This window comes from Chitinophaga barathri (assembly GCF_003807585.1).
Lineage (GTDB): Bacteria > Bacteroidota > Bacteroidia > Chitinophagales > Chitinophagaceae > Chitinophaga > Chitinophaga barathri.
The window spans coordinates 22,858-45,291 of the sequence record NZ_RMBX01000004.1 but is presented as its reverse complement, the minus strand read 5'-3'; the positions used below and the strand labels follow the sequence as shown (position 1 = coordinate 45,291).

19 protein-coding genes are annotated in these 22,434 nt (G+C 52.8%); 12 read left to right on the top strand and 7 right to left on the bottom strand.

Going from position 1 to position 22,434, the window contains the following annotated elements; translation table 11 throughout:
• The first annotated feature begins 132 nt into the window (after positions 1-132).
• The 5 genes from EG028_RS08535 to egtD are packed head-to-tail and all read left to right on the top strand — an operon-like array spanning position 133 to position 5,962.
• Positions 133-1,506 (top strand): mercuric reductase, encoded by a 1,374-nt coding sequence (locus tag EG028_RS08535; RefSeq protein ID WP_120516320.1) that lies wholly within the window; start codon positions 133-135, stop codon positions 1,504-1,506.
• A complete protein-coding gene (locus tag EG028_RS08530; RefSeq protein WP_120516321.1) occupies positions 1,499-2,230 on the top strand; it encodes an ABC transporter ATP-binding protein in 732 nt (243 codons plus the stop codon). Before EG028_RS08535 ends, EG028_RS08530 begins: the two co-directional genes overlap by 8 nt.
• Positions 2,227-3,774 carry an ABC transporter permease/substrate-binding protein gene (locus tag EG028_RS08525; protein ID WP_120516322.1) on the top strand — a complete coding sequence of 516 codons (1,548 nt, stop codon included), beginning with the start codon at positions 2,227-2,229 and terminating at the stop codon, positions 3,772-3,774. Before EG028_RS08530 ends, EG028_RS08525 begins: the two co-directional genes overlap by 4 nt.
• 1 nt (position 3,775) lies before the next feature.
• Positions 3,776-4,951: an ergothioneine biosynthesis protein EgtB gene (gene egtB, locus EG028_RS08520; RefSeq protein WP_120516323.1), complete on the top strand. Its 1,176-nt coding sequence runs from the start codon at positions 3,776-3,778 to the stop codon at positions 4,949-4,951.
• A gap of 24 nt (positions 4,952-4,975) precedes the next feature.
• Positions 4,976-5,962, top strand: coding sequence for an L-histidine N(alpha)-methyltransferase (egtD, locus tag EG028_RS08515; protein ID WP_120516324.1), 987 nt, complete (start codon positions 4,976-4,978; stop codon positions 5,960-5,962).
• A 59-nt stretch (positions 5,963-6,021) separates the two neighbouring features.
• On the opposite strand, the gene EG028_RS08510 is transcribed toward egtD, so the two are convergent.
• The gene (locus EG028_RS08510) at positions 6,022-8,433 is read right to left on the bottom strand and encodes an ABC transporter permease (RefSeq protein ID WP_120516325.1); all 2,412 of its coding nucleotides are present in this window, start codon (positions 8,431-8,433) and stop codon (positions 6,022-6,024) included.
• Between the two features lie 176 nt (positions 8,434-8,609).
• Between EG028_RS08510 and EG028_RS08505 the strand changes: the two genes are divergently transcribed.
• Positions 8,610-9,242 carry a hypothetical protein gene (locus EG028_RS08505; protein WP_120516326.1) on the top strand — a complete coding sequence of 211 codons (633 nt, stop codon included), beginning with the start codon at positions 8,610-8,612 and terminating at the stop codon, positions 9,240-9,242.
• 99 nt (positions 9,243-9,341) lie between these two features.
• On the opposite strand, the gene EG028_RS08500 is transcribed toward EG028_RS08505, so the two are convergent.
• The 3 genes from EG028_RS08500 to EG028_RS08495 are packed head-to-tail and all read right to left on the bottom strand — an operon-like array spanning position 9,342 to position 12,461.
• Positions 9,342-10,232 (bottom strand): aldo/keto reductase, encoded by an 891-nt coding sequence (locus EG028_RS08500; protein WP_120516327.1) that lies wholly within the window; start codon positions 10,230-10,232, stop codon positions 9,342-9,344.
• 4 nt (positions 10,233-10,236) lie between these two features.
• On the bottom strand, positions 10,237-10,932 hold the full coding sequence (locus EG028_RS27660) for a chitobiase/beta-hexosaminidase C-terminal domain-containing protein (protein WP_162946424.1): 696 nt from the start codon (positions 10,930-10,932) through the stop codon (positions 10,237-10,239).
• The gene (locus EG028_RS08495; protein WP_162946426.1) at positions 10,929-12,461 is read right to left on the bottom strand and encodes a beta-N-acetylhexosaminidase; all 1,533 of its coding nucleotides are present in this window, start codon (positions 12,459-12,461) and stop codon (positions 10,929-10,931) included. The genes EG028_RS27660 and EG028_RS08495 overlap by 4 nt, the downstream gene beginning before the upstream one ends.
• Positions 12,462-12,589: 128 nt before the next feature.
• On the opposite strand from EG028_RS08495, the gene EG028_RS08490 reads away from it, so the two are divergent.
• A complete protein-coding gene (locus EG028_RS08490) occupies positions 12,590-14,014 on the top strand; it encodes an amidohydrolase family protein (RefSeq protein WP_120516328.1) in 1,425 nt (474 codons plus the stop codon).
• Between the two features lie 21 nt (positions 14,015-14,035).
• On the opposite strand, the gene EG028_RS08485 is transcribed toward EG028_RS08490, so the two are convergent.
• Together EG028_RS08485 and EG028_RS08480 are read right to left on the bottom strand one after the other, a co-directional pair.
• Positions 14,036-14,338 (bottom strand): hypothetical protein, encoded by a 303-nt coding sequence (locus EG028_RS08485; RefSeq protein WP_120516329.1) that lies wholly within the window; start codon positions 14,336-14,338, stop codon positions 14,036-14,038.
• A 24-nt stretch (positions 14,339-14,362) separates the two neighbouring features.
• Positions 14,363-16,696 (bottom strand): T9SS type B sorting domain-containing protein, encoded by a 2,334-nt coding sequence (locus tag EG028_RS08480; RefSeq protein ID WP_162946428.1) that lies wholly within the window; start codon positions 16,694-16,696, stop codon positions 14,363-14,365.
• A 208-nt stretch (positions 16,697-16,904) separates the two neighbouring features.
• On the opposite strand from EG028_RS08480, the gene EG028_RS08475 reads away from it, so the two are divergent.
• The 3 genes from EG028_RS08475 to EG028_RS08465 all read left to right on the top strand — a co-directional run bounded on the left by EG028_RS08475 (position 16,905) and on the right by EG028_RS08465 (position 19,207).
• Positions 16,905-17,090 (top strand): hypothetical protein, encoded by a 186-nt coding sequence (locus EG028_RS08475; RefSeq protein ID WP_120516378.1) that lies wholly within the window; start codon positions 16,905-16,907, stop codon positions 17,088-17,090.
• A gap of 324 nt (positions 17,091-17,414) precedes the next feature.
• Positions 17,415-18,287 (top strand): helix-turn-helix transcriptional regulator, encoded by an 873-nt coding sequence (locus EG028_RS08470; protein ID WP_120516331.1) that lies wholly within the window; start codon positions 17,415-17,417, stop codon positions 18,285-18,287.
• Positions 18,288-18,346: 59 nt separating this feature from the next.
• Positions 18,347-19,207 (top strand): NHL repeat-containing protein, encoded by an 861-nt coding sequence (locus EG028_RS08465; RefSeq protein WP_123864603.1) that lies wholly within the window; start codon positions 18,347-18,349, stop codon positions 19,205-19,207.
• Between the two features lie 67 nt (positions 19,208-19,274).
• On the opposite strand, the gene EG028_RS08460 is transcribed toward EG028_RS08465, so the two are convergent.
• Positions 19,275-19,646: a VOC family protein gene (locus EG028_RS08460; RefSeq protein ID WP_120516333.1), complete on the bottom strand. Its 372-nt coding sequence runs from the start codon at positions 19,644-19,646 to the stop codon at positions 19,275-19,277.
• 123 nt (positions 19,647-19,769) lie between these two features.
• On the opposite strand from EG028_RS08460, the gene EG028_RS08455 reads away from it, so the two are divergent.
• Together EG028_RS08455 and EG028_RS08450 are read left to right on the top strand one after the other, a co-directional pair.
• Positions 19,770-20,735: a GlxA family transcriptional regulator gene (locus tag EG028_RS08455; RefSeq protein WP_120516334.1), complete on the top strand. Its 966-nt coding sequence runs from the start codon at positions 19,770-19,772 to the stop codon at positions 20,733-20,735.
• Positions 20,736-21,023: 288 nt separating this feature from the next.
• On the top strand, positions 21,024-22,415 hold the full coding sequence (locus EG028_RS08450) for a glutamate decarboxylase (protein WP_120516335.1): 1,392 nt from the start codon (positions 21,024-21,026) through the stop codon (positions 22,413-22,415).
• The last annotated feature ends 19 nt before the right edge of the window (positions 22,416-22,434 follow it).

Genomic DNA, 22,434 nt, shown 5'->3' with positions numbered 1-22,434 from the left:
TCCCAAACGGAATATTGCTCCGGTCATCCGGTATATTCCAGCCCTCACCTTTCCCACCACGCAAACCATGGTATGAACATTGCACTGCCTGCACCTGTTATACTAGCTTTACAAGCCCTGTAAAACTGAGACATGAACAAATTTGACGCAATTGTTATCGGTGCCGGCCAGGCGGGGATCCCGCTTGCCAAAAAACTCGCCGCGGCTGGCCGCCGTACCGCACTCATCGAAAAACGTTTTCTCGGCGGCACCTGCGTGAACGACGGCTGTACTCCCACCAAAACCATGATAGCCGTGGCCCGGCTAAGCTATCTCTCCCGAAAGGCGCAGGCCTTCGGTATTCCTTCCGATCCTTCGCAGCTGAACCTTTCCGCTGTCCTGGACAGGAAAAATGAGGTGGTGAACCGCTTCCGTTCCGGCCTTGAAAAAGGTGTAAAAGACATCAAAAACCTTGAGATGTTTTCAGGCACGGCCTCCTTCACCGGGCCTGATACTTTGAGTGTGAACGGAGAAACCCTGAGCGCGGAACATATCTTCATCAATACCGGCGCAAGGCCCATGATTCCGGCAATCCCCGGTCTTGCGGACATTCCTTATCTCACCTCCACCACCATCCTCGATCTCGACAAAATACCGGAACACCTGGCCATCATTGGCAGCGGTTACATCGCGATGGAACTGGGGCAGATGTACGCCCGCTTTGGCAGCCGCGTGACCATCCTGGAGCGTAATGCCGCCCCGCTGGAGAAGGAAGACGATGACGTTGCGGCCTGCATCCGGCAGATACTTGAAGAAGATAATGTTACCTTTCTGACAAATGCCGCGGTTAACAAAGTATCCCGTAATTTAGACGGACAAACGGAGCTGACGTTGATGCAGCACAGTGAGGAAAAACGCATCACCTGCAGCCACCTGCTGGTAGCCGCGGGAAGGGCGCCGAATACGGAAGAGCTGAACCTTTCGCTGGCCGGCGTCAAAACAGGCCCGCACGGTTACATTGAAGTGAATGACAGGCTGGAAACCTCCGCTCCCGGTATTTACGCGATGGGAGACGTGAAAGGAGGCCCCGCTTTTACGCACATTTCCTATAACGATCACCTTATTGTGGCCCATAATATTATTGACAAACAGAACCTGAGCATTAAAGACCGTATGATACCCTATTGTATGTTCACCGACCCGGAACTTGGTCGTGTAGGTTTGACTGAAAAAGAAGCCCTTAAACAGGGCTTTAAGATCAAAGTAGCGACGCTACCCCTCAGCCGGGTGGCCAGGGGTATTGAAACGGGCGATACCCGCGGGCTGATGAAAGCGGTGATCAATACGGAGAACAAACAGATACTGGGCGCGGCCATTTTGTCCGTCAGCGGCGGCGAGATCATGAGTGTACTGCAAATGGCCATGACGGGCAACATCACATATGAACAACTGCGGGATACCGCATTTGCGCATCCCACATTTTCTGAATCCTTAAATAATCTTTTCCTTTCGCTCGATAATGATTGAAGTACGGCATCTCCGGAAAAATTTCGGCGGAAAGCCCGCCGTGCAGGACGTCTCCTTTACCGTTGCGGAAGGCGAGAACCTCATCCTGCTAGGTACCAGCGGCTGCGGCAAAACCACCACCCTGCGCATGATCAACCGCCTGCTGGAGCCTGACGGCGGCGAAGTGTTTTTCCGCGGTACGAACACCCGCGACCTCCAGCCTGAAATGCTCCGCCGGCAGATGGGTTATGTATTGCAGCAAACCGGCCTGTTCCCCCACTACACCGTGGAAGAAAATATCGCCGTGGTGCCAAAGCTGGAACAATGGGACAAACAGCGCATTCATGAAAGAACGGATACGCTGCTCACCAAACTCGGCCTCAGCCGGGATACCCACGCACATATGTTCCCGCACGAGCTGAGTGGCGGCCAGCAGCAAAGAGTAGGCCTTGCGCGCGCCCTCGCAGCGAACCCGCCGGTGCTTCTCATGGACGAACCTTTCGGCGCCCTGGACCCCGTCACCCGCCACCGCATCCGCAAGGAATTCGCGGAGCTGGATGAGTTCCGGGAAAAAACCATCATCATGGTGACCCATGATATACAGGACGCTTTTGCCCTCGGCGACCGCATCTGCCTGATGGACAAAGGAAAGATCGTGCAGCTGGGTACTCCGGAAGAACTCCGCGACCAGCCTGTGAATGAATTTGTAAGCAACTTCCTGAAAGGACAATATGAACCGCAATGAACGGATTTTTTGAATTCCTGGCCTCGCAGTCCGACAAGCTGCTGCAGCAAACGCTTACGCACATCAGCCTCACCCTGGTGAGCGTGGGCATTGCCATTGCAGTGGGCGTACCGCTGGGCATCCTCATCGCCAAAAGATTAAAACTGGCGGGCACCGTGCTGGGATTTGCGGGCGTGCTGCAAACCATCCCCAGCATCGCCTTGCTCGGATTTCTCATACCGCTCCTGGGCATCGGACCCAAACCCGCCATCTTCGCATTGTTCCTCTACGCATTACTACCCATCATCCGCAATACCTACACCGGCATCACCGGTGTGGACGCCTACGTAAAAGAAGCCGCCAAAGGCATGGGCATGACGCCCTGGCAGGTGCTTTTTAAAGTGGAGCTGCCGCTCGCCATGCCGGTGCTGATAGCAGGCATCCGCACCGCCGCGGTGATCAACGTAGGCGTGGCTACCCTGGCGGCTTACATTGCGGCCGGGGGACTGGGGGAATTTATTTTCGGCGGCATCGCGCTGAATAATACCAATATGATCCTCGCGGGCGCTATTCCCGCCGCGCTGCTCGCCCTGCTGTTCGACTTCCTGCTGTCACGCATCCAGAAGATCAACTGGCGGAAATATAAACTCCTGCTCAGCGGCGCCGGCATTGCCATACTTTGTTTTGCCATGCTGCCCGCCGCCACAAAAGGGAAATTGCTGGCCGGTTTTACCCCGGAGTTCATGGGCCGGCAGGACGGTTATCTCGGCCTGAAAAGTATCTACAAACTGCGCATCCCCACCGTGGTGATCAACGACGCGGTGATGTACCAGGCGCTGCATGAGAACAAACTGGATGTGGTAAGCGGATATAGCACGGACGGGCGCATCCGCGCATACGACCTTGTTATCCTCGAAGATGACAAATTCATCTTCCCGCCATATTACGCGGCACCAGTGGTACGCCAGTCCGTACTGGAACAATACCCCGAACTGGGCGATGCCCTCAACCTGCTGGCCGGGCGGATCAATGACTCCGTGATGACTTACCTGAACTACCAGGTGGATTATCTCAAACAAAGTCCCGAACAGGCAGCCAGGACATTTTTGAAGGAACAGCGGCTGCTGCTGCCGCCACGCGCCGGGAACAAAGGCGTGATCCGCATCGGGAGCAAGATATTTACGGAACAATACATCCTCTGCGAAATGTACAAAATGCTCATCCGCGGCCACACGGATCTGGGTGTGGATTCCAAAACCGGATTAGGTGGCACGAAAATTTGTTTTGATGCATTGACGAACAACCAGATAGACCTTTATCCCGAATATACGGGCACGGGCCTGCTGGTCATATTACAATCGCCGCTCACGGAGCAGCTGAGGAATAAAGACAGTGTTTACGCCTTTGTGCAACAGCAGTTCAGCGAACGCTACAAGCTCAGCTGGCTGAAGCCCATCGGCTTTAACAACGCCTACGCACTGATGATGAGGAGGGGAAAGGCGGAGGAACTGAAGCTCCGCACGATCACTGACCTTACGCAATTGTTGAATACGCAAAAAGACTGAAATGATCACTACCACCACCGTGACGCCACTGCTACAGCAGTACAGGAGCGTACGCAAATGGACGGAAGACATTTGCCGCCCGCTACAGAAAGAGGATTATGTGGTACAACCTGTGGACTTTGTAAGCCCTCCGAAATGGCATCTCGGCCATTCCACCTGGTTTTTTGAAACATTGGTCCTCAAACCTTTTTTACCCGGTTACACCGAATACGACCCGAATTTTAATTTCGTGTTTAACAGCTATTACGAAAGTCTCGGCGCCCGCGTGATCCGCACACAACGCGGCAACCTGAGCAGGCCCACAGTGGATGAGATCTACCGTTACCGCGCTTACGTGGATTCCGCGATGGAACAACTGCTGGAAACGCCCCTGCCCCCCGATGCGGAAACCATCCTGGTACTGGGCTGCCACCATGAGCAGCAGCACCAGGAACTGCTATGGTACGACATTAAATACATACTGGGCCACAACCCGCTGTTCCCCGCGTATTCGGACGAGAATGGCAATGAGAAAGAAGGGCAGCAGGAAAAAGGTTTTACGAAAATGCCCGAAGGCGTGTATGAAACAGGTTTCTCCCGTCCCGGGTTCTGCTACGATAATGAACTGGGCCGTCATAAAGTTTACCTCCAACCATATGCTATCGCAAACGGGTTTGTCACCAACGGCGAATACCTGGAATTTATGCGCGGGGGCGGTTACAGGGAATTTTCATACTGGCATGCCGAAGGTTGGGATTGGGTAAAAAACAATGATATACAGGCGCCGCTTTACTGGCACAACATAGACGGCCAGTGGCACCATTACACCCTGAACGGCCTGCAACCGGTCCGCCCGGAAGATCCCGTGCAGCATACCAGTTTTTACGAAGCCTCCGCCTACGCTGCCTGGAAAGGTTTGCGCCTGCCCACGGAATTTGAATGGGAAGCAGCGGCTGACAAATTCAACTGGGGCCGCGGCTGGGAATGGACGGAGAGCGCCTATCTCCCCTATCCCGGGTTTGAACGCGTAGCCGGGCCCGTGGGCGAATACAACGGCAAATTCATGGTGAACCAGAAAGTGCTGCGCGGCGCTTCGGACTACACGCCCAAAGGCCACAGCCGGCCCACTTACCGGAACTTTTTCCATGCACCGATGCGCTGGCAGCTCACAGGCATCAGGCTGGCAAAAACTATTTAAAGTACATCATTAAAAACCACCAGGATGAGAACAGCATTGGCATATCACAACACCACCATTGTTGAAAAACAACTGCTCGTATTTGAAAAAGACGTACTGGAAGGCTTGCGGGAAGTGCCCAAGCGCCTTCATTCCAAATATTTCTACGACGCCACCGGCGATGCTTTATTCCAGCAGATCATGCACTGCCAGGAATATTACCTCACCCGCTGCGAGATGGACATACTGCGCGGACAAACCGAGCAGATAGTACGGGCCATACGCCGCCAGGCCCCTGTGTTCGATCTCGTGGAGCTGGGCGCAGGAGACGCTTCCAAGTCTTTTTACCTGCTGAAAGAACTGCTCCGCACCGGCGCCATAGACACTTATTTCCCCATCGATATTTCGCGTAACATTATCGCGCAGCTGCAACAGTCGCTGCCGGTAAAACTCCCCGGCCTCCAGGTAACGGGGCTGAACGGGGAATACATGGACATGCTCCAGGCTGCCGGGCAAATTACGGGAAGGCAAAAAGTAGTAATGTTCATGGGCTCCAGCATTGGGAACTTCACGCCCGCGGAAGCCGTACAGTTCTGCGCCAAACTGCGCCAGCAATTGCAGCCGGGGGATATGCTCATGATCGGCTTCGATCTGCGCAAAAACCCGAAGACCATCCTGGACGCCTACAACGATAAGGCCGGCATTACCCGCGCCTTTAACCTGAACCTGCTGGAAAGGATCAACCGCGAGCTGGACGGGAATTTTGACGTATCACAATTTGAACATTACCCTACTTACGATCCGCTCACCGGCGCCTGCAAAAGTTTTCTCATCAGCCAGAAAGAGCAGGCGGTGGAGATTGCCGGGCAAACGGTGCGCTTTGGCGCCAATGAGCCCATATTCATGGAGATATCCCAGAAATACACCGTGGAAGAGATCAACGAACTGGCTTCCCGCAGCGGGTTCAGGCCGGTGGAGTTTTTCTATGACAGCAAACGCTGGTTCACGGACGTATTATGGCAATGCCGCTGACCGGCCCCTTCGGGCTTATCAACGGCATTGCGATGGTTGCTTGCTATAAAGAAAAAAGGTTAATCTATTTTCAGGCTCTGCATAGGGTTGCTGCGCGCGGCGCGTAAGGCCTGGAAGCTGACGGTGAACAGCGCAATAAAGATCGCGATAATGCCAGCCGCGGCGAATATCCACCAGCTGATGTCCACCCGGTAAGCAAAGTCCTGCAGCCAGAGGCGCACCGCGAAAAAGGCAATGGGCCAGGCGATCAGGTTTGCAATGATCACCAGTTTCACGAAGTCTTTACTAAGCATGGTAACAATGTTCTCCACCGTTGCGCCCAGCACTTTCCTGATCCCGATCTCTTTCACTCTTCTTTCCGCCGAATAAGACGCCAGGCCGAATAAACCCAGGCAGCTTACAATGATCGCCAGCACGGCCAGTATCGTTACAATACTGCTCACCTGTGAGTCCGAACGATATATCTGTGCAAAATGTTCGTCCAGGAAACTGTAGGTGAACGGGTGTTTGGTAACATGTTTTTTCCAGACAGACTCCACCAATGCAACGGCCTCCTTGGTCCTGCCCCCGCTGATGCGGACGGACATTTCCGAAAAACCCCACTCCGACTGGTTCAGCATCAGCAGCGTTTCTATTTTGTGATGCAAAGAATTAAAGTTGAAGTCCCGCGCCACGCCTACGATACGGCCCGTGCTGTCCATACCCATAAATCCGAACATCTTGCCCACCAGCGATTCCAGCGAACCACCCATTCTTTCATTCTTCAGCAGCTCACGCGCCAGCGTTTCGTTGATGATGTACTCCCTGCCGTTGGACGCGGTGATCTCTTTCGAAAAATTGCTGCCCGCGGCCATGGGTATTTTGTACAGGGACATAAAATCCTTATCCACTACCACCTGTGAAGTGACCAGTTCTCTCGCCGGGCCTTCGCCGTGATAAACGACGGAGGTTTGGTGCAGGTTGTTCCCCAGCCGCTGCTGCGAGCCGCTCACGCCGCTGATGAGCGAGCTGCCCAGCAGCTCCTGCTTCATGGCCGCGTAATTGGTATTCGCTTCGTTGTCCAGCGGCACCAGCAATACCTGGTCGCCATTAAAACCACGGTCTTTCGTCTGCATGTACTTTAGCTGTTTTAATGCAAACACGGTGGCGATGATGAGGAACACCGCGCCGGTGAACTGGCCTATTACCAGCGCATTCCGCAGCAGGCTTTTGTTTTTCCCGGTCATCACAGAACCCTTCAACACTTTCACCGGCTGGAAAGAAGAAAGGTATCCGGCGGGATAAAGCCCCGCCAGGATCCCTACCAGCACGGTCCCTGTTATAATTCCAATGAGTAAAATAAAGTTGCTGAAAATAGGCAGCGACAGCGGCCGTCCCGCGAAATCGTTCACCCATGGCAGGCTGATCTTTACAATGGCTACGGCAAACACCAGCGCGATCAGCGACAACATAACGGATTCGCCCATAAACTGCCAGGCAAGCTGCGAGCGGTGCGCACCCATCGACTTGCGGATACCTACTTCCCTGGCTCTTTCGGCAGATCGGGCGGTGGAAAGGTTCACGAAGTTGATACAGGCGATCACCAGTATCAGTATTGCTATAAAAGAAAAAATGTAAGTATAGCGGCGGTCGAATTTCTGAAAGTTGTTATAGTCATGTGTGATAGTGTTGGACGCGGCGTGAACGTCTGCGAGCGGTTGAAGGAAAAGCTCATAATTTTTCCACCTGTCTTCCTCCGCGAGGTATTTTCTGCAAAATGCCGGGAACTTGCTTTCCAGCCCCGCTATATTGGCTTTTTCATCCAGCTCCAGGTAGGTCACCAGCCAGTTGCCGCCCCAGTTCTGCTCCCATCTCGGATTGTACACGGTACTCATGGATATCAGCGCTTCAAATTGGAGGTGCGAATTGGCGGGCATCTCCATTACACCCGTAATGGTTAAAGCAACTGTATCCCCCGGGTAACGCGTGACCGTTTTACCCATCGGGTTTTCATTGCCGAACAGCTTCTTCGCCGTTTCCGTAGTGATCACCATGCTCCCGGGCTTCATCAGCGCGGAATTGCGGTCACCTTCCAACAGCGGGAAATCGAATATCTGGAAGAAGGTGGAATCCACCCAGTTCATTTTTTTGAGATAAAGGTGTTTGTCTTTGTATGTAAGCCCCAGGTCCTGCCCGTCGTTGATACGCACGAAGTTCTTCACCTCGGGGTATTCCAGCTTCAGTGCCGTGGCCATCGGGTACATGCTGAGCGCCACATTCTGCGGTGCTACCAGTCCCTCCGGCTTCTGCACTTCGCAAAGACGGTAGATATTTTTTTTATGCATCCCGTCGAAGTTCTTTTCGTACGAAACGAACAGCAGGATCATTATGCACGTAGCCATCCCGATGGCCAGTCCAATAATATTGATTATTGAGAAGGTTTTGTTTTTCAACAGGTTCCTCCAGGCGATTTTCAGATAGTTGGTTAGCATGTCCGGAAACAGTCAAATTAAATACCAGCGGAATGTGTATTGATTTTCAATAATATACAAACCTATCCAGCTGGGAACTGTCCGGAAATGCGACAGTCACTGTCCGATAATGAACACCTGCATGGCAACTTTTTACGCCCGGCCCTTGTTTAGTTTTTATCTAAACCATCAATGTTATGAGAAAAACATACTGGCTGATGCTGATTGCATGCATCCTGTCATGCAGCACCCCCACGCGCGTTACGAACTTCTGGAAAAGCGCGGAAGCCCCGCAGAAAACTTACCAATCCATTTTTATTGCCGCCCTGGTGCATAATGTAAATGCCAAGAACTCCATCGAGACGAACGTAGCCAATGCCGCGCAGGCTAAGGGTTACAAGGCCATCAAAAGCGGGGATGTATTCCCGCCGAACTTTACCCGCGACAACGTTCCCGGCAAAGAGGCCATCCTCAATAAAGTAAAAGAACTGGGATGTGATGCGATCTTTACCATCGCCCTTGTAGACAAAACCTCCGAAACCCGCTATGTACCGGGCTCAGGGCCTTACCGCCCTTATCCTGCCTATGGCTGGTACGGCAATTTCTGGGGATATTACAACTACTGGAGCCCCATGATGTACGATCCCGGGTATTATACCACGGACAAAACCTATTACATGGAAAGCAACCTGTACGACGCACAGACGGAAGCGCTGCTTTTCTCCGTGCAATCCTCCACCGTCAATCCAAACGGCATAGACGACTTTTCAAAGAGTTATACCGTGGCGCTGGTGAATGAGCTGCAAAACCAGGGGATACTGAAAAAATAGATACCTGCCGCAATAAAAAGGCTGACCGGGAAATGGTCAGCCTTTTTTTATAAATGGGCAGGTAAGTCTGTTTCTGTAATCATGTGCGCCGTGAGGCTGTCACACATGTTGTGTGTAATCTTTCACCGGCACGGCGGCGGTAAGTTGTTCATACTCCATTTCGTTCAGCCGCGGTGCTTCTTCTGCCAGTTCCAGCAGCTGCTCCATCGTCCTGATACCCACCACCGCGCTGGATACCACGGGATGCATAAGCGCATATTTCAGCGCCGTCTGCGCCAGGCTGCGCTCGTCCCCTGAAATGGCTTCTATGGCTTCTTTCGCGTGTTGTACTTCAGCTTCGTTGTAATCGAGGTAAGGCACAGCCGGTTTGTTCACCAGCAGGCCCTTTGCCAGGCTGCCACGCGCCAGCACTCCTATGCCGTGATGCTGCAATACGCCGAAGCAGGATACTTCAGGCCGCCGGTCCAGCAGGCTGTACTGCATCATGACAGTGGCGATGTTCGAACGTTTTGCATATTCGCGGATCACATTCGGCCGGATGGAAGAGATGCCGTAATAAAGGATCTTCCCCTGCTGCTGCAGCAACTCAAACGCCTCGATGGTTTCATCGATGGGGTCTTCTATCGTACCGCCGTGCAGCTGGTAAAGATCGATACGGTCGGTCTGAAGCCTTTGCAGGCTCTTTTCAACGGAGGCGATGATGTAATCCTTCCTGGGGTTCCAGTCCCAACCAGAGCCGTCTTCCCGCCACTGGTTGCCTACTTTCGTGGCTATCACCGCTTCTTCCCTTTTACCTTTGAGCGCTTTGCCCAGCGAGGATTCGTTGAACCCTTTATCGTAAAGGTCCGCCGTGTCAAAAAAGTTGATGCCTTCGTTCAATGCGCGGTGAATGAGTTTTGCATTGGCCGCGTCATCCATGCCGAGGGACATACAACCAAAGGCCACTTCGCTTACCCTTAATGCAGATCGTCCCAGTGTATGATACTTCATACTTCTAATATACGATAATCTCGTCCGTGAAAATAAAACCCTTCTGTGTAGGCGCTTTCACACGGATGTACCGCGCTTCTTTACCTTTGAGGTCAAATACAAAATCTTTAAAGATGAGTTTGTTGTGGTTGGGGGAAATATCGTTCTGCAACTGCGGCAATGCGGTGAATTGTTTGCCATCAACGGAAAGCGACACTTCCACATAAGGCGGCATGTACACGCCGGGGCCTGTGAGCTGCATAAAACCGACGGACAGGCTGCTGAGCGCCGTAACGTTCTCCAGGTCGATGGTAACGTCCAGGCCTTTGTTCAGGAAGCCCTGCCACTGGCCGTCTCCGTAGGTAAGAGAGCCACGGTAACCATTCGTGAGCGTACTGTCTTTCTGTGCCTGGTATCCTTTGTTGTAGGGTTCGTTGTAGGTCACTTTTTTACCGATCGCTTTATGATAATCCACGGGCAGGCTGGCGGGGCGGCCCATCAGCAAAGTATCACGGAAGATGGCGGCCTGTACTTTTGCGGAGCCTTTGATTTCGAAAGGGCCGCTGTAAAGCGTGGAAGTCATGGAGGGCGTGGTTCCGTCCAGCGTATAGCGGATCACCGGCTGGTATTGTTCGCTGTCGAAGCTCACGGTGGTGATCTGTTTTTGCTGGTCTATTTTTGTTTTGATCTGCAACTGGTAAGAAGGTCGGTAATAGTTCACCTGTTTTTTTGCAGCAGGCGGTAATGTTGTTGCAGGCGTACTTTAAAATCATCCCAGTTCCTGCTTTCCTTTGGTGACCATACTACTTCGGCCAGCGCCAGCATCCTCGGGAAGGTCATGTATTCCACCTGGTAGGTAGTGGGCATGTATTCCGTCCAGAGATTGGCTTGCGCGCCCAGTACATGTTTGGCTTTGGTTGCATCCAGCTCCGCCGGTACGGGCTCGTAGGAATATACTTTGGACAGGGGCAGGAAACCGCCGATAGCTTGCGGTTCGGTGGCGGGGTCCGCCTGGTAGCTGTCGAAATAAACATACCCGCCGGGCGTCATGATCACGTCGTGGCCTTCGGTAGCGGCGGTGATGCCTCCTTTTTCGCCTCTCCAGCTCATCACCGTGGCTTCAGGCGCGAGGCCGCCTTCCAGTATCTCGTCCCAGCCCAGCAGCTTGCGGCCGTGGCCCACCAGGTAACGCTCCATACGTCGCACGGCATAACTTTGCAGTTCTTCTTCGTCCTTCAGTTTTTCCGTCCGGATGCGCTGCTGGCATTTAGGACAGGTCTTCCAGGCTTTTTTATCCGCTTCATCGCCGCCGATGTGGATGTATGTTGAAGGGAATATTTCGCGTACTTCGTCCAGCACGTCTTCGAGGAAAGTGAAGGTGCTGTCGTTCCCCAGGCAGAATTCCGAGTTTTTATAGGGCAGGCCCGAGCAGGACAAATGCGGGTATACAGCCAGTACTTCTTCCGAGTGGCCGGGCATTTCGATCTCGGGGATCACGGTGATGCCGCGGCGTGCGGCGTAGGCTACAATATCTTTGGCTTCCTGCTGCGTGTAATATCCTCCATAGGCGTTGGGGCTGCCTTCCTGGAGATAACGGCGGCCGTTGGCCTGCCAGTCCGTCCAGGCGCCATGCGTGCGCCATGCGGCCTGCTGCGTGAGGGCGGGATACTTTTTGATCTCCAGCCGCCAGCCCGCGCCATCCGTCAGGTGCCAGTGAAAGGTATTCATTTTGTACAAAGCCATCAGGTCGATGAACTTTTTGACGAAACTCAGGGGAAAAAAGTTCCGGGATACGTCCAGGTGCATGCCCCGGTACGCAAAACGCGGACGGTCCACGATCGTGACCGCGGGGATCTTATTCCCGTCAGGCTGCGTGGCCATCAGCTGCCGCAGCGTCTGCATGCCGTACAAAGCTCCCGCCCTGCCGGATGCCTGTATTTCGATATAATTTTCATGGATGCTCAGCGCGTAGGTATTTGAATCAAGAATGCCGCCTTTCATGGCTTTCACAATCGCAATAGCATTATGCTGCCTGGACTTGGCGGAAACAGGGATGCCGGTCTCTTCGGAAAACAAACCCGCCACTTCACGGAACGCTGCATCCGCATACACTACCGTGGATGGTTTTATTACAAACTCCCCGGTCTTTTCTATTATCTCCATCGGTTTCGGGATAATATTCATCCTTTGTGCCTGCGCGGAAAGGCCTATAGCGGCGCACATCATCACGCCGAAAATTCGCTTCATCATACCTGTATTCAATTTTAACCGCGTGAAATTAACTTTTCCCGCCTGTTATCCCTACCCTTTTACCAAAAACACCCGGATAGTTACAAAAAGTACCATTCCCGGGCGGGTGCATCGCTTACCTTCACGCGATGAAAAAAGTGCTACTCTTATTGTTTGCCCTGGCCCCGGGCATCATTTCCTCCGCACAGCAGACCAGGGCCGATCTTATCATTCATTCCGCATCTATCCTTGATGTGGCAACCGGCAAACTTATTACCGGCAAAGCCATTGCGGTAAAGGATGATAAAGTGATCGCCGTTTTTGACCAGCGCCAGTTATCAAAGTACGACGCTCCGCAAACCGTGGACGCAAAAGGGAAGATCGCCATGCCCGGCCTCTGGGACGCGCATATGCACTTTGGCGGCGGTGACACGCTGGCGCATGAGAACAAGAACTTCCTCCCCCTCTTCCTCGCATACGGCATCACTTCCGTGCGCGACTGCGCGGCGGACATCAGCCACTACGTGCTTCAGTGGCGCGACTCCATCCGCAACGGCCAACTGGAAGGCCCCAATATCTTTACCTCCGGCCCCAAACTGGAAGGCTACAAATCCGTTTGGAAAGGGGATATTGAAATAGGCACCAAAGAAGAACTGCATCACGCGCTCGATTCCCTGAAAGGCCTGAACGTGGATTTCATCAAGATCACCGACAATACCCTTCAGCCGGACCTTTACCTGGAAAGCATCCGCGAAGCGCGCAAAAGAGGCTGGGTGATCTCCGGCCATGTGCCCTACGCCATTCCCATGAAAGAGATCGTGGATGCGGGCATCTCGTCCATCGAACATATTACTTACCTGCTGAAAGCAGGCTCCAGGGAAGAAACTGAAATATCCGCGCAGGTGAAGGCCGGGACGCTGAAAGGACGCGACCTCACCGTCAAAGTGATGGAAACGTACGACCCCGCTTCCGCCCACAAGATGTTCAGCTACATGGCAAAAAAAGGCACGGCCGTAACGCCCACGCTCAGCCTCGGTCATATCCTCGCTTATTTTGACCAGGACGATCATCAGAACGATCCTTACCTGCAATACATCGGCAAAGGCATACAAGGCACCTATACCGGCAGAGTGAATAATGTGAAGAAACATGATGCGGAAGCGATCGCATTCAGAAAAGCCTCGTATGAAAAGTCCGCGGCTGTACTGCCCGATCTGCAAAAAGCGGGCGTGATGATACTGGCGGGCACAGACGCGGGGTATCTTAATTCCTTTACCTATCCCGGCATCGGCCTCCATGAAGAACTGGCGCTGATGGTGAAACATGGCCTCACGCCGTTGCAGGCGCTGCGGGCATCTGTGATCAACGCCCCGAAATTCCTTCACCAGGAAGGATACGGCGCGTTAAAAGCCGGCAACAAAGCGGATATACTCCTGCTGGATGCCAACCCCCTGACCGACATTTCCAATACACAAAAGATCTATGGCGTAGTGAGCAAAGGGAAATGGATGGACCGTAATTATTTAGACCGCCTGCTGGAAACGGTGAAAGACCGTACCGCCAAAGGCATCTAAACGAATATGTTATCAGTATCACTACCAAAAAACTAAACTATCATCAATAATATCGCCCTTTTCATTCTCAACATACATGTACTCCCCGAGGAGGCTATCATCTTTATCTGATAGTGCCAGGCATATCTCAACCAGATACTTCCCGGTAAATTCCGGAGAAAAAACAATTTTTATACTTTTCTCTTTTGACATAACAGACTTCAGGGAGGCACCAACCTCTTTCTGCAAAAACTCATTCTCCTTATTATTAATACATTCTTTGTATTTTTCTTTCGCCTTATCGTAAAGCGCACTTAGGTCTTGTTTATTAACATCTATTATCATCGTTCAATGCTTTAATACCTATAATTACCTCACCAGTACGACCGTTCCTTTTTTCTGTACTTTTTCACCCAGCTGGTCCGTGTATTCCAGCATCCAGGCATAGGTGCCTACATCGGCGGGAGAGCCGTTGATCTTGCCGTCCCAGCGTTTCTGCCAGTTGTACGTTTCGAATATGAGCTGGCCGGAGCGGGTGTACACCGCCAGGCGGAGGTTTGTTACTTTATAGGCGTTGATGGGGTAGAAATAATCGTTGACGCCGTCGTTGTTCGGCGAAAAAGCAGAAGGTATCTCCACGTAACAGCTGCGTGCCGCTTTGATCTTATGTTCCGCGGTATCGCGGCAATTCTTGTCATTCTCCACGATCAGGCGGATGGTATAATCCTGGTCGCGGAACTGCGGGAAATAACGCATGGGCACGGCCTCCTTGCCGGACGCGACGGCGTTGTTCCCATAATCCCAGGTCCAGCGGACGATATTGCCCGTGCTGTGATCCACGGGATGTACCGCCTCCAGCGGGCAATACGGGCCATAGTCCACGCTGAAGTCCGCCGACAGCTCGCTGGTGATGGTGATAGTGGTGTCTTTCCGGGCGGAACATACACCATTGCTCACTACGAGGGTGACGGCTTTGGCGCCAAAACTGTCGTATATTTTTACGGGATGCTGTATGTTAAAAGGATCTGCCCCATCCATCAGCCAGCTCCAGGTATTGACGTTGTTGCGGCCATGATGGTGGAAACTGGCGGTGGTCAGTTTACAGTTAAAAGCGAGATCAAAAGTAAAATCCGCATTGACGGTATCCGCCGCATTAAAAGCGGTGATCTGCCCTATAGCGGCGGGCTGCCAGCATTCGCTCAGTAAAGTATTGCCGTCTGTTCCCAAAGCGGTGAGTACTTCGTACCTCCCTCCCGTCTGTACCGGCGCATTAAACCGCAGCTCCACCGAATCCGCCAGGCCGGCCGCATTACAGATGCCGGTAGCGCCTGAGATGGTCACCGGCCTCGCTCCCCTGATCGTGAAATCGCTGCCGTCCGCCGCAATGGAGCTGCAACGCACCGGTATGCTCAGCCCGATCTTTACCGCCACTGGCTCGCATCCCTGCAAGGGAATACCGCGCAGCAATACAGGCGGTTGCGGGGGAATACTAAATACGGCCTGGCCGCCCGGCAGGCTGGGAATGTGGCATTCGCTCAGCACGCTGCCCGTCAGGCTCAGGGTATAATTTCCCGCGGTGATGATGTGACCGCTTAGTTTCAGTGTGACGGTATTGGTAAGATCATTTGCGGCACAGACAGTAGTGGCGGATACGATCGTGACGCCGGCGGGGCCGGTGATCGTAAAATCGCTGCCGTCCGCGGCTACGGAGCTGCAACGGATGGGGTCCGGGAATTCAAGCACCACTTCGTCCGGACCACAGGGCAATGCCTTCAGAGTGGCCATGCGCGGGGCGGGATATACCGGCACGGAGAAACCCATGTTCCCTCCGGCCAGCATTTGTTTATTACATACGTTGAGCAAAGTATTGGCATCGCTGCCGTTGCGCACGGTCACCACATGTGTGCCGGGCGCGGGGGGGCCGGCCAGGAATAACGTGACGGAATCCAGGTCGAAACCATTGCTGCAGGTGACGCCCCTTGCTGAAAGAATAGCGGGCGCGCCGGCGGAAAGGACAAAATCGCTGCCGTCCACGGCAAGGCTGCTGCACAATACTTTTTTACTCAGTTTGATACCGATGGAATAAGACGCGCAATCGTATTTCAGGGAAGTGATCTCCGGTAATACCGGATCGATGATCTCGGCGGTACCGCCACCGAAAGACAGCTCATACCCGCTCTGCGAATTACTGAAGTGGCTGATCAGCAGCAGGTATTCATGCCCCACGATCAGTTCCGGCATTTTGCTGAACAAAGGCTGGCGCGGGCCGCCGCATACATCCAGGCTGGTGCCCGCGGAAGAAGCACCGGTAACGCCGAATTCAGCGGTCCAGTTCATGGCTACGTACATGCTCCTGTCCGTATACACGTTATCCGGGTTTTTGCCCGTGATGTCAAACAATTGCCAGTCATAATCTTCCGCGAGTGTAAGCGGTGTGATCTGGAAGCCCAGTGTGCCGGCTTTGTAACAGGTGAATTTATACCAGTAAGGATTTTTATCGTTGTGAGGCCCGTCTCCGAAAGTATTACAGGTAGGCCCTGGAATAACGCGGTTGCCGCAGATGGGAACGGAATGCTGAATAAATTTCTGGTCACCGCAAACGGGGAATGCGGTGGACGGGTTTTGTCCGAGAGCGGTGCAGTTTTGGGCTTCAGCGCGGGTCGCAAAAACCAGCAGCAGGTATAGCAATGTCTTTTTCAGCATGAAATCCATTTCAGCCTCTTGGCATGGGTTATAAATGTACGGATTAAAATCTTTTTTTACGGGTCCGATAGATGAATTACCGCTCATCCATGAATGTTTTCATTTTAAGTGTTTTTATTATATTTATATCTGTTAATTCAAGCGGCAGTTCCCATAAGCAGATTATATAAGCACAGCAGAATTTAAGAAACAATAGAAAATGTACGGTATGACAGAAGAAAACAGCAAACCGCTGGATATCATTGATAAGCTAAAGCTGGAACCGCCTTCCGGCCAATCACCACCGCCTCCGAACCGGAATTGCCCGGCCTGCGGGGCGAAAAGCGGGAAACAGGCGGGGTTGACGCATTGCGCATATTGCGGGCATGAATTTACCAAACCACCGGAAACATAAATGAAAAGGCCGATCTGAAAAGACCGGCCTTTTTTGATTAAAAATGTGCGGTATGACAATTTCGGCGAAATTGAAAACCCGCTCCCATGGCGGACCAGCGAAACCGTATTACACTATATTAACAGCAGGGTGCTTACAGGGTGGTTATAGGAAAGATATAGGACAGCCGGAGGATAGGCGGAGATGACGCGGAGATGAGACGGACTTGATCAGGAGTTAAAAAAGTACCACACACCAGCAACTGCCCGACAGTGGCGGGTTCCGGTCATAGAAAAACAACACATCGCTGGAAGCCCTATCTTTGAAAACAGAAAATCCAGCACCATGTTATTACGCTTCCCCGAAGCCATGGCTTATGATCCGGGCGTTAAAATGGCATACACCGGTAAATCGGTGCTCGCCTGGTTCAGGCTCGCCGAAGAGCCCGGCCGCAATGAAGGTTTCCTTACAGACACCTGCCTCGTATTTGTCATCAAAGGCATCAAACGTTTCCATTTCGGTGAAGAGGTCATCGACGCCAAAACAGGTGACCTCGTGCTGCTGAAACGCGGCGTGTATTTTATGAGCGCCTATATGACGGACCAGGAAGATTTCCAGGCGCTCATGCTGGCCATGGACGATAGTTTTATGCGCGCCTTCCTCAACCGCCACGGCGCCGTGGAAGAAGTACGCAAAGCCCGGAAGAACGAACCGCTGGTAGTGCAGTGCAGCCTGAACATCCTCAGCGTACGCGATACCATCCTGGATTACATGCATCACCCGAACGAACATACGTCGCCGCTGCTGGAGCTGAAACTGGAGGAACTGTTCCTGCTCATGCTCGCCAGCCCATACCGGCCACAGCTGCTGTCATTCCTCCACCAATTGTTCGACACCAGCGCCGCCGCCATTACGCTCACGATCCAATCGAACCTGCTGAAACCCCTCAGCCTGGAAGATTACGCAAAGATCTGCGGCCTTAGCCTCTCCGGGTTCAAACGCGAATTTGCCCGCCTCTTTAATGCCGCTCCCAAAAAATGGATCAACGACGAAAGACTTAAACATGCGGACCAACTGTTGCGGACGACAGACATGAACATCAATGAAATCGCCGATGCATGCGGGTTTGAAAACGTGTCTTATTTCATCAAATGTTATAAAGGGAAATATGGCGCCACACCCAAAAATGCGCAGCGGGCTAAAATTGCTACTTTTTGAGCGGAATCTGTTATAGCCCTTTGCCCATGCGGCCATAGCTTTGTTGAAAATTAAAAACAATGAGAACGCTATTGGCATTATTACTACTGGCCACGCCTGCCCTCGCGCAGCATAAGATGAACAGCAGCACATTCCTTTCCAACCCCGAAAGCATCGCCACAGACGGCAAATACCTTTACATCGCGGACGTAGGCAAAGGAGGCAACCCTACCGCCAAAGACACCAATGGCATCATCTGGCGTACGGACCTCAGCGGCAATAAAGCGGAACGTTTCGCCGAAGGCCTGCACGCTCCCAAAGGCGCCGTGATCGCCGGCAAGATCCTTTTTGTAACGGACATCGACCGGGTGAAAGGTTACGACCTGGCTACCGGGAAGGAACTGTATAACATCGATTTTACAGCGGAGAACACTTCCTTCCTGAACGATCTTGCCGTACAGGATAACAACACGCTGTATGTTTCCGCGATGGACATCAACAAACTTTTCCGGATCCGGCTTTCGCAGCAGTCCGCCATAGAAGCCGTGCCGGTAACCGGCAAGCTGCAGGGGCTGAACGGTTTGTTTGTAGACAACTCCTCCGGCCGCCTGTATATCTGCACTTTCGGCTCCATGGAAAAGTCCGACGGGGAGATCGGCTACATCAGCCTGAAAGAACCCAATCCCGCCTTTACGCGTGTGAGCGGCCGCCCGGGCCGGTATGACGGCATCGCGCTGCTGGATGGATACCTGCTGGTGTCCGACTGGGTGGCGTTTGAAAAAAGCGGGGAGATCATTAAAGTGAAGCTGAGCGACGGCAGCAGCGCCGTACTGAATAAAGAGAAGATCGCGGGGCCGGCGGACTTTACGCTGGATGCCAAAGGCGATATAATTGTACCGGCTATGATGACGGGAGATATCCTTCATTGCGCATCGCGCTGATACACCCGCTAAATAGAACAGGGCCGCGGAATCCACGGCCCTGTTTACAGATTATAGTACGGCGGTTCTATCCCCATAACATAAAAAAAGCCCCTGCAGGGTCCTGCACCAGCACATAACTTCCCATCTCTCCGGCTTTCTTTTTTTCGCTCATGATCTTGCCGCCCAGCTTTTCAACCTGGGCCAGGCTTGCGTCCAGGTCCGCTACCTGGATATACGCGAGCCAAACGGGCGGAAGGTCTTTATTGCCACCGCGTGCATGGCATATTCCGGCTATGATATCGCCGGTATCTGGGTTTTTCATGAAATAATCTTCATAATCGCCCATTTTTTGTGCGCCTATTTCCCAGCCTATCACTTTGTGATAAAACTGGCTTACAGTTTCCGCATCGTTCACCGTCAGGTCCAAGCCAATGAGGGTGCCGGGTTTTTTATCCATATCTGGTGGTATTTACTGCTAATTTACAAAGGGATACAAGATAACCATGAGGGCGGAAGGGTCAATTTACCGGGTCATTTATGCCAAAATTTTTAGTATCTTGAAGAGCCATTTCGCCTAATTATGAAAAAGCTTTCTGTAATCCTCAGCCAGCATTACCGTCCTATCAGCATTGCAGCCATCCTGGACGTTTTTCAGACCGTGAATATTTATTACCAGGAACAGACCGGCCTCCCCTTCTTTGAGATCAGGCTGGTAGCCCTGGAAAGCCGCGACCAGGCCCCTTCTTTCCACGAAACGTATGTACCCGTGCCCATGGGGGAAGTAGCGCAGTCGGACCTGGTGGTGATACCCGCTTTTATGAGCGGGGACATTTCCGCGTATGTGCGCGAAAACGCCGGTTTTATCTCCTGGATCCGCCAGCAGGCGGACAAAGGGGCCGAAGTGGCCAGCTGCTGCACAGGCGCTTTTTTACTGGCGGCCACAGGGCTGCTGCGGAATAAAAGGGCCACTTCCCATGTTACGGCTGTTAAAGAGCTGGCCCGCGCCTACCCGGACGTCATCGTGGACCCCGATGTGGTCGTGACGGACGACAATGGCATTTATACCAGCGGGGGCGCTACGTCCACCTTTCACCTGTTATTACACATCCTGGAAAAATACTGCAACCGGAAAACGGCGATCCATACCGCTAAAACCTTCGCGATAGACATGGACCGCGCACAGCAGTCCTATTTTGCCAACTGGTCCCCCTCCCGCGAGCACCAGGACGAGCTGGTATGCGAAGCGCAGCAAAGGATGGAAGACCGCTTCCGCGACCGCCTGACGGTGGAAGAAGTGATACGCGGCCTGCCCGTCAGCCGCCGTAATTTTATCCGCAGGTTCAAGATCGCCACCGGCGTTACCCCTATCGAATATCTACAGCGGATACGCATAGAAGCCGCCAAAAGAATGCTCGAACAAAAACAGGAAAACATCACCGGCGTTATGATGCAGACCGGTTATGAAGACGCAAAAGCTTTCCGCCAGCTCTTCCGGAAAATAGTAGGCCTCTCCCCTAAAGAGTACCGGGAAAAATATGCAGGTTGAACAAAAACCACAGAAACCTGTTAATCAATCATAATAACCCTTTCTAAGCAACAATCAGCATTCCTTTAACTGATTTCATGTGAATGAAACCTGCATTGTCGTGCCTGAACGGTATGCGGAATGGCCATGCATACCAGGGGCACAGCAGGGCATTTACAACGACTCCAGACATCTGCGGTTAAGCCTTTTCCCGGATCATGAAAAGGCGCCGCAAATGCATAACATAAAAGATCGCAGCACCGCCATGCTTAAAGAAACTGTGTATTTAACCATCCTAAATATTTGTTTATGCCCTTACATGACAAAAACACGGTGCGGGGATTTTTTAAAGAAGCGGTATATGCTTCCTCAGACCTGACTGTATCTGCTCCAAAGTACCAATTTCCAAAAGCGGAAACCGACCCACGGCATGCGTATGCCATCGTATCAGACGAAATGCTGCTGGATGGTAACGCCCGCCAGAACCTGGCTACTTTCTGCCAGACATGGGTGGAGCCGGAAGTGCACCAGATCATGGACCTTACGATCGACAAAAACATGATCGACAAGGATGAATACCCCCAGACGGCTGAAGTAGAAAGACGCTGCGTGCATATGCTTGCCGATCTCTGGAACTCACCCGATGCCGCCAATACCATCGGCTGCTCCACCACAGGATCCTCCGAAGCCGCTATGCTGGGCGGTCTTGCATTGAAATGGCAATGGCGCAAACGCCGCCAGAAAGCCGGGCAGGACACCAGCAAACCCAATCTCATCTGCGGCGCCGTACAGATATGCTGGCATAAATTTGCCCGTTATTTTGATGTGGAACTGCGCCAGATACCGGTTACAGCAGACAAACTCACCCTCTCGGCCGACGATGTGATTGCGGCCTGTGATGAAAATACGATCGGTGTGGTGCCTACACTGGGCATTACCTTCACCTGTCTTTTTGAAAATGTAAAAGCCATCAGCGAAGCGCTGGATAAACTCAACAAAGAAAAAGGCTGGGACATTGGTATACATGTGGATGCCGCCAGCGGCGCGTTTATCGCGCCCTTTATACAGCCGGACCTGGTATGGGATTTCCGTTTGCCGCGTGTTAAGTCCATCAACGCGTCCGGTCACAAATACGGCCTGTCTCCTTTAGGCGTGGGCTGGGTGATCTGGCGCGACGCGGAAGACCTTCCGGAAGAACTTGTGTTCCAGGTGGATTATCTCGGCGGCAACATGCCCACGTTTGCCCTCAACTTCTCCCGCCCCGGCGGCCAGATCATCACCCAGTATTACAACTTCCTGCGCCTCGGCCGCGAAGGCTACAAAAAGGTGATGGAAGCCTGCCTGGGCCATGCCCAATACATTGCGGACGAGATCAGGAAAATGGAAATATTCGAGTTGTTCTATGACGGAAAAGGCGGCCTGCCCGGCGCCAGCTGGCGCATCAGGGAAGGTGTAAACCCCGGCTTTACGCTGTACGACCTGGCGGACCGCCTGCGTATGCGCGGATGGCAGGTACCCGCATATCCGCTGCCTGCAAACCTGAACAAGATCGTGATACAACGCGTGCTGGTACGCCATGGCTTCAGCAGGGATATGGCTTCGCTGCTGATCGCGGACCTGAAGCGCAGCGTGGATTATTTCAAAAACCACCCGGTGTCTTCACCGTCCACACAAAAAGAATCCGGCGGTTATCACCACTAGGCGGCAAATCCATTACTTT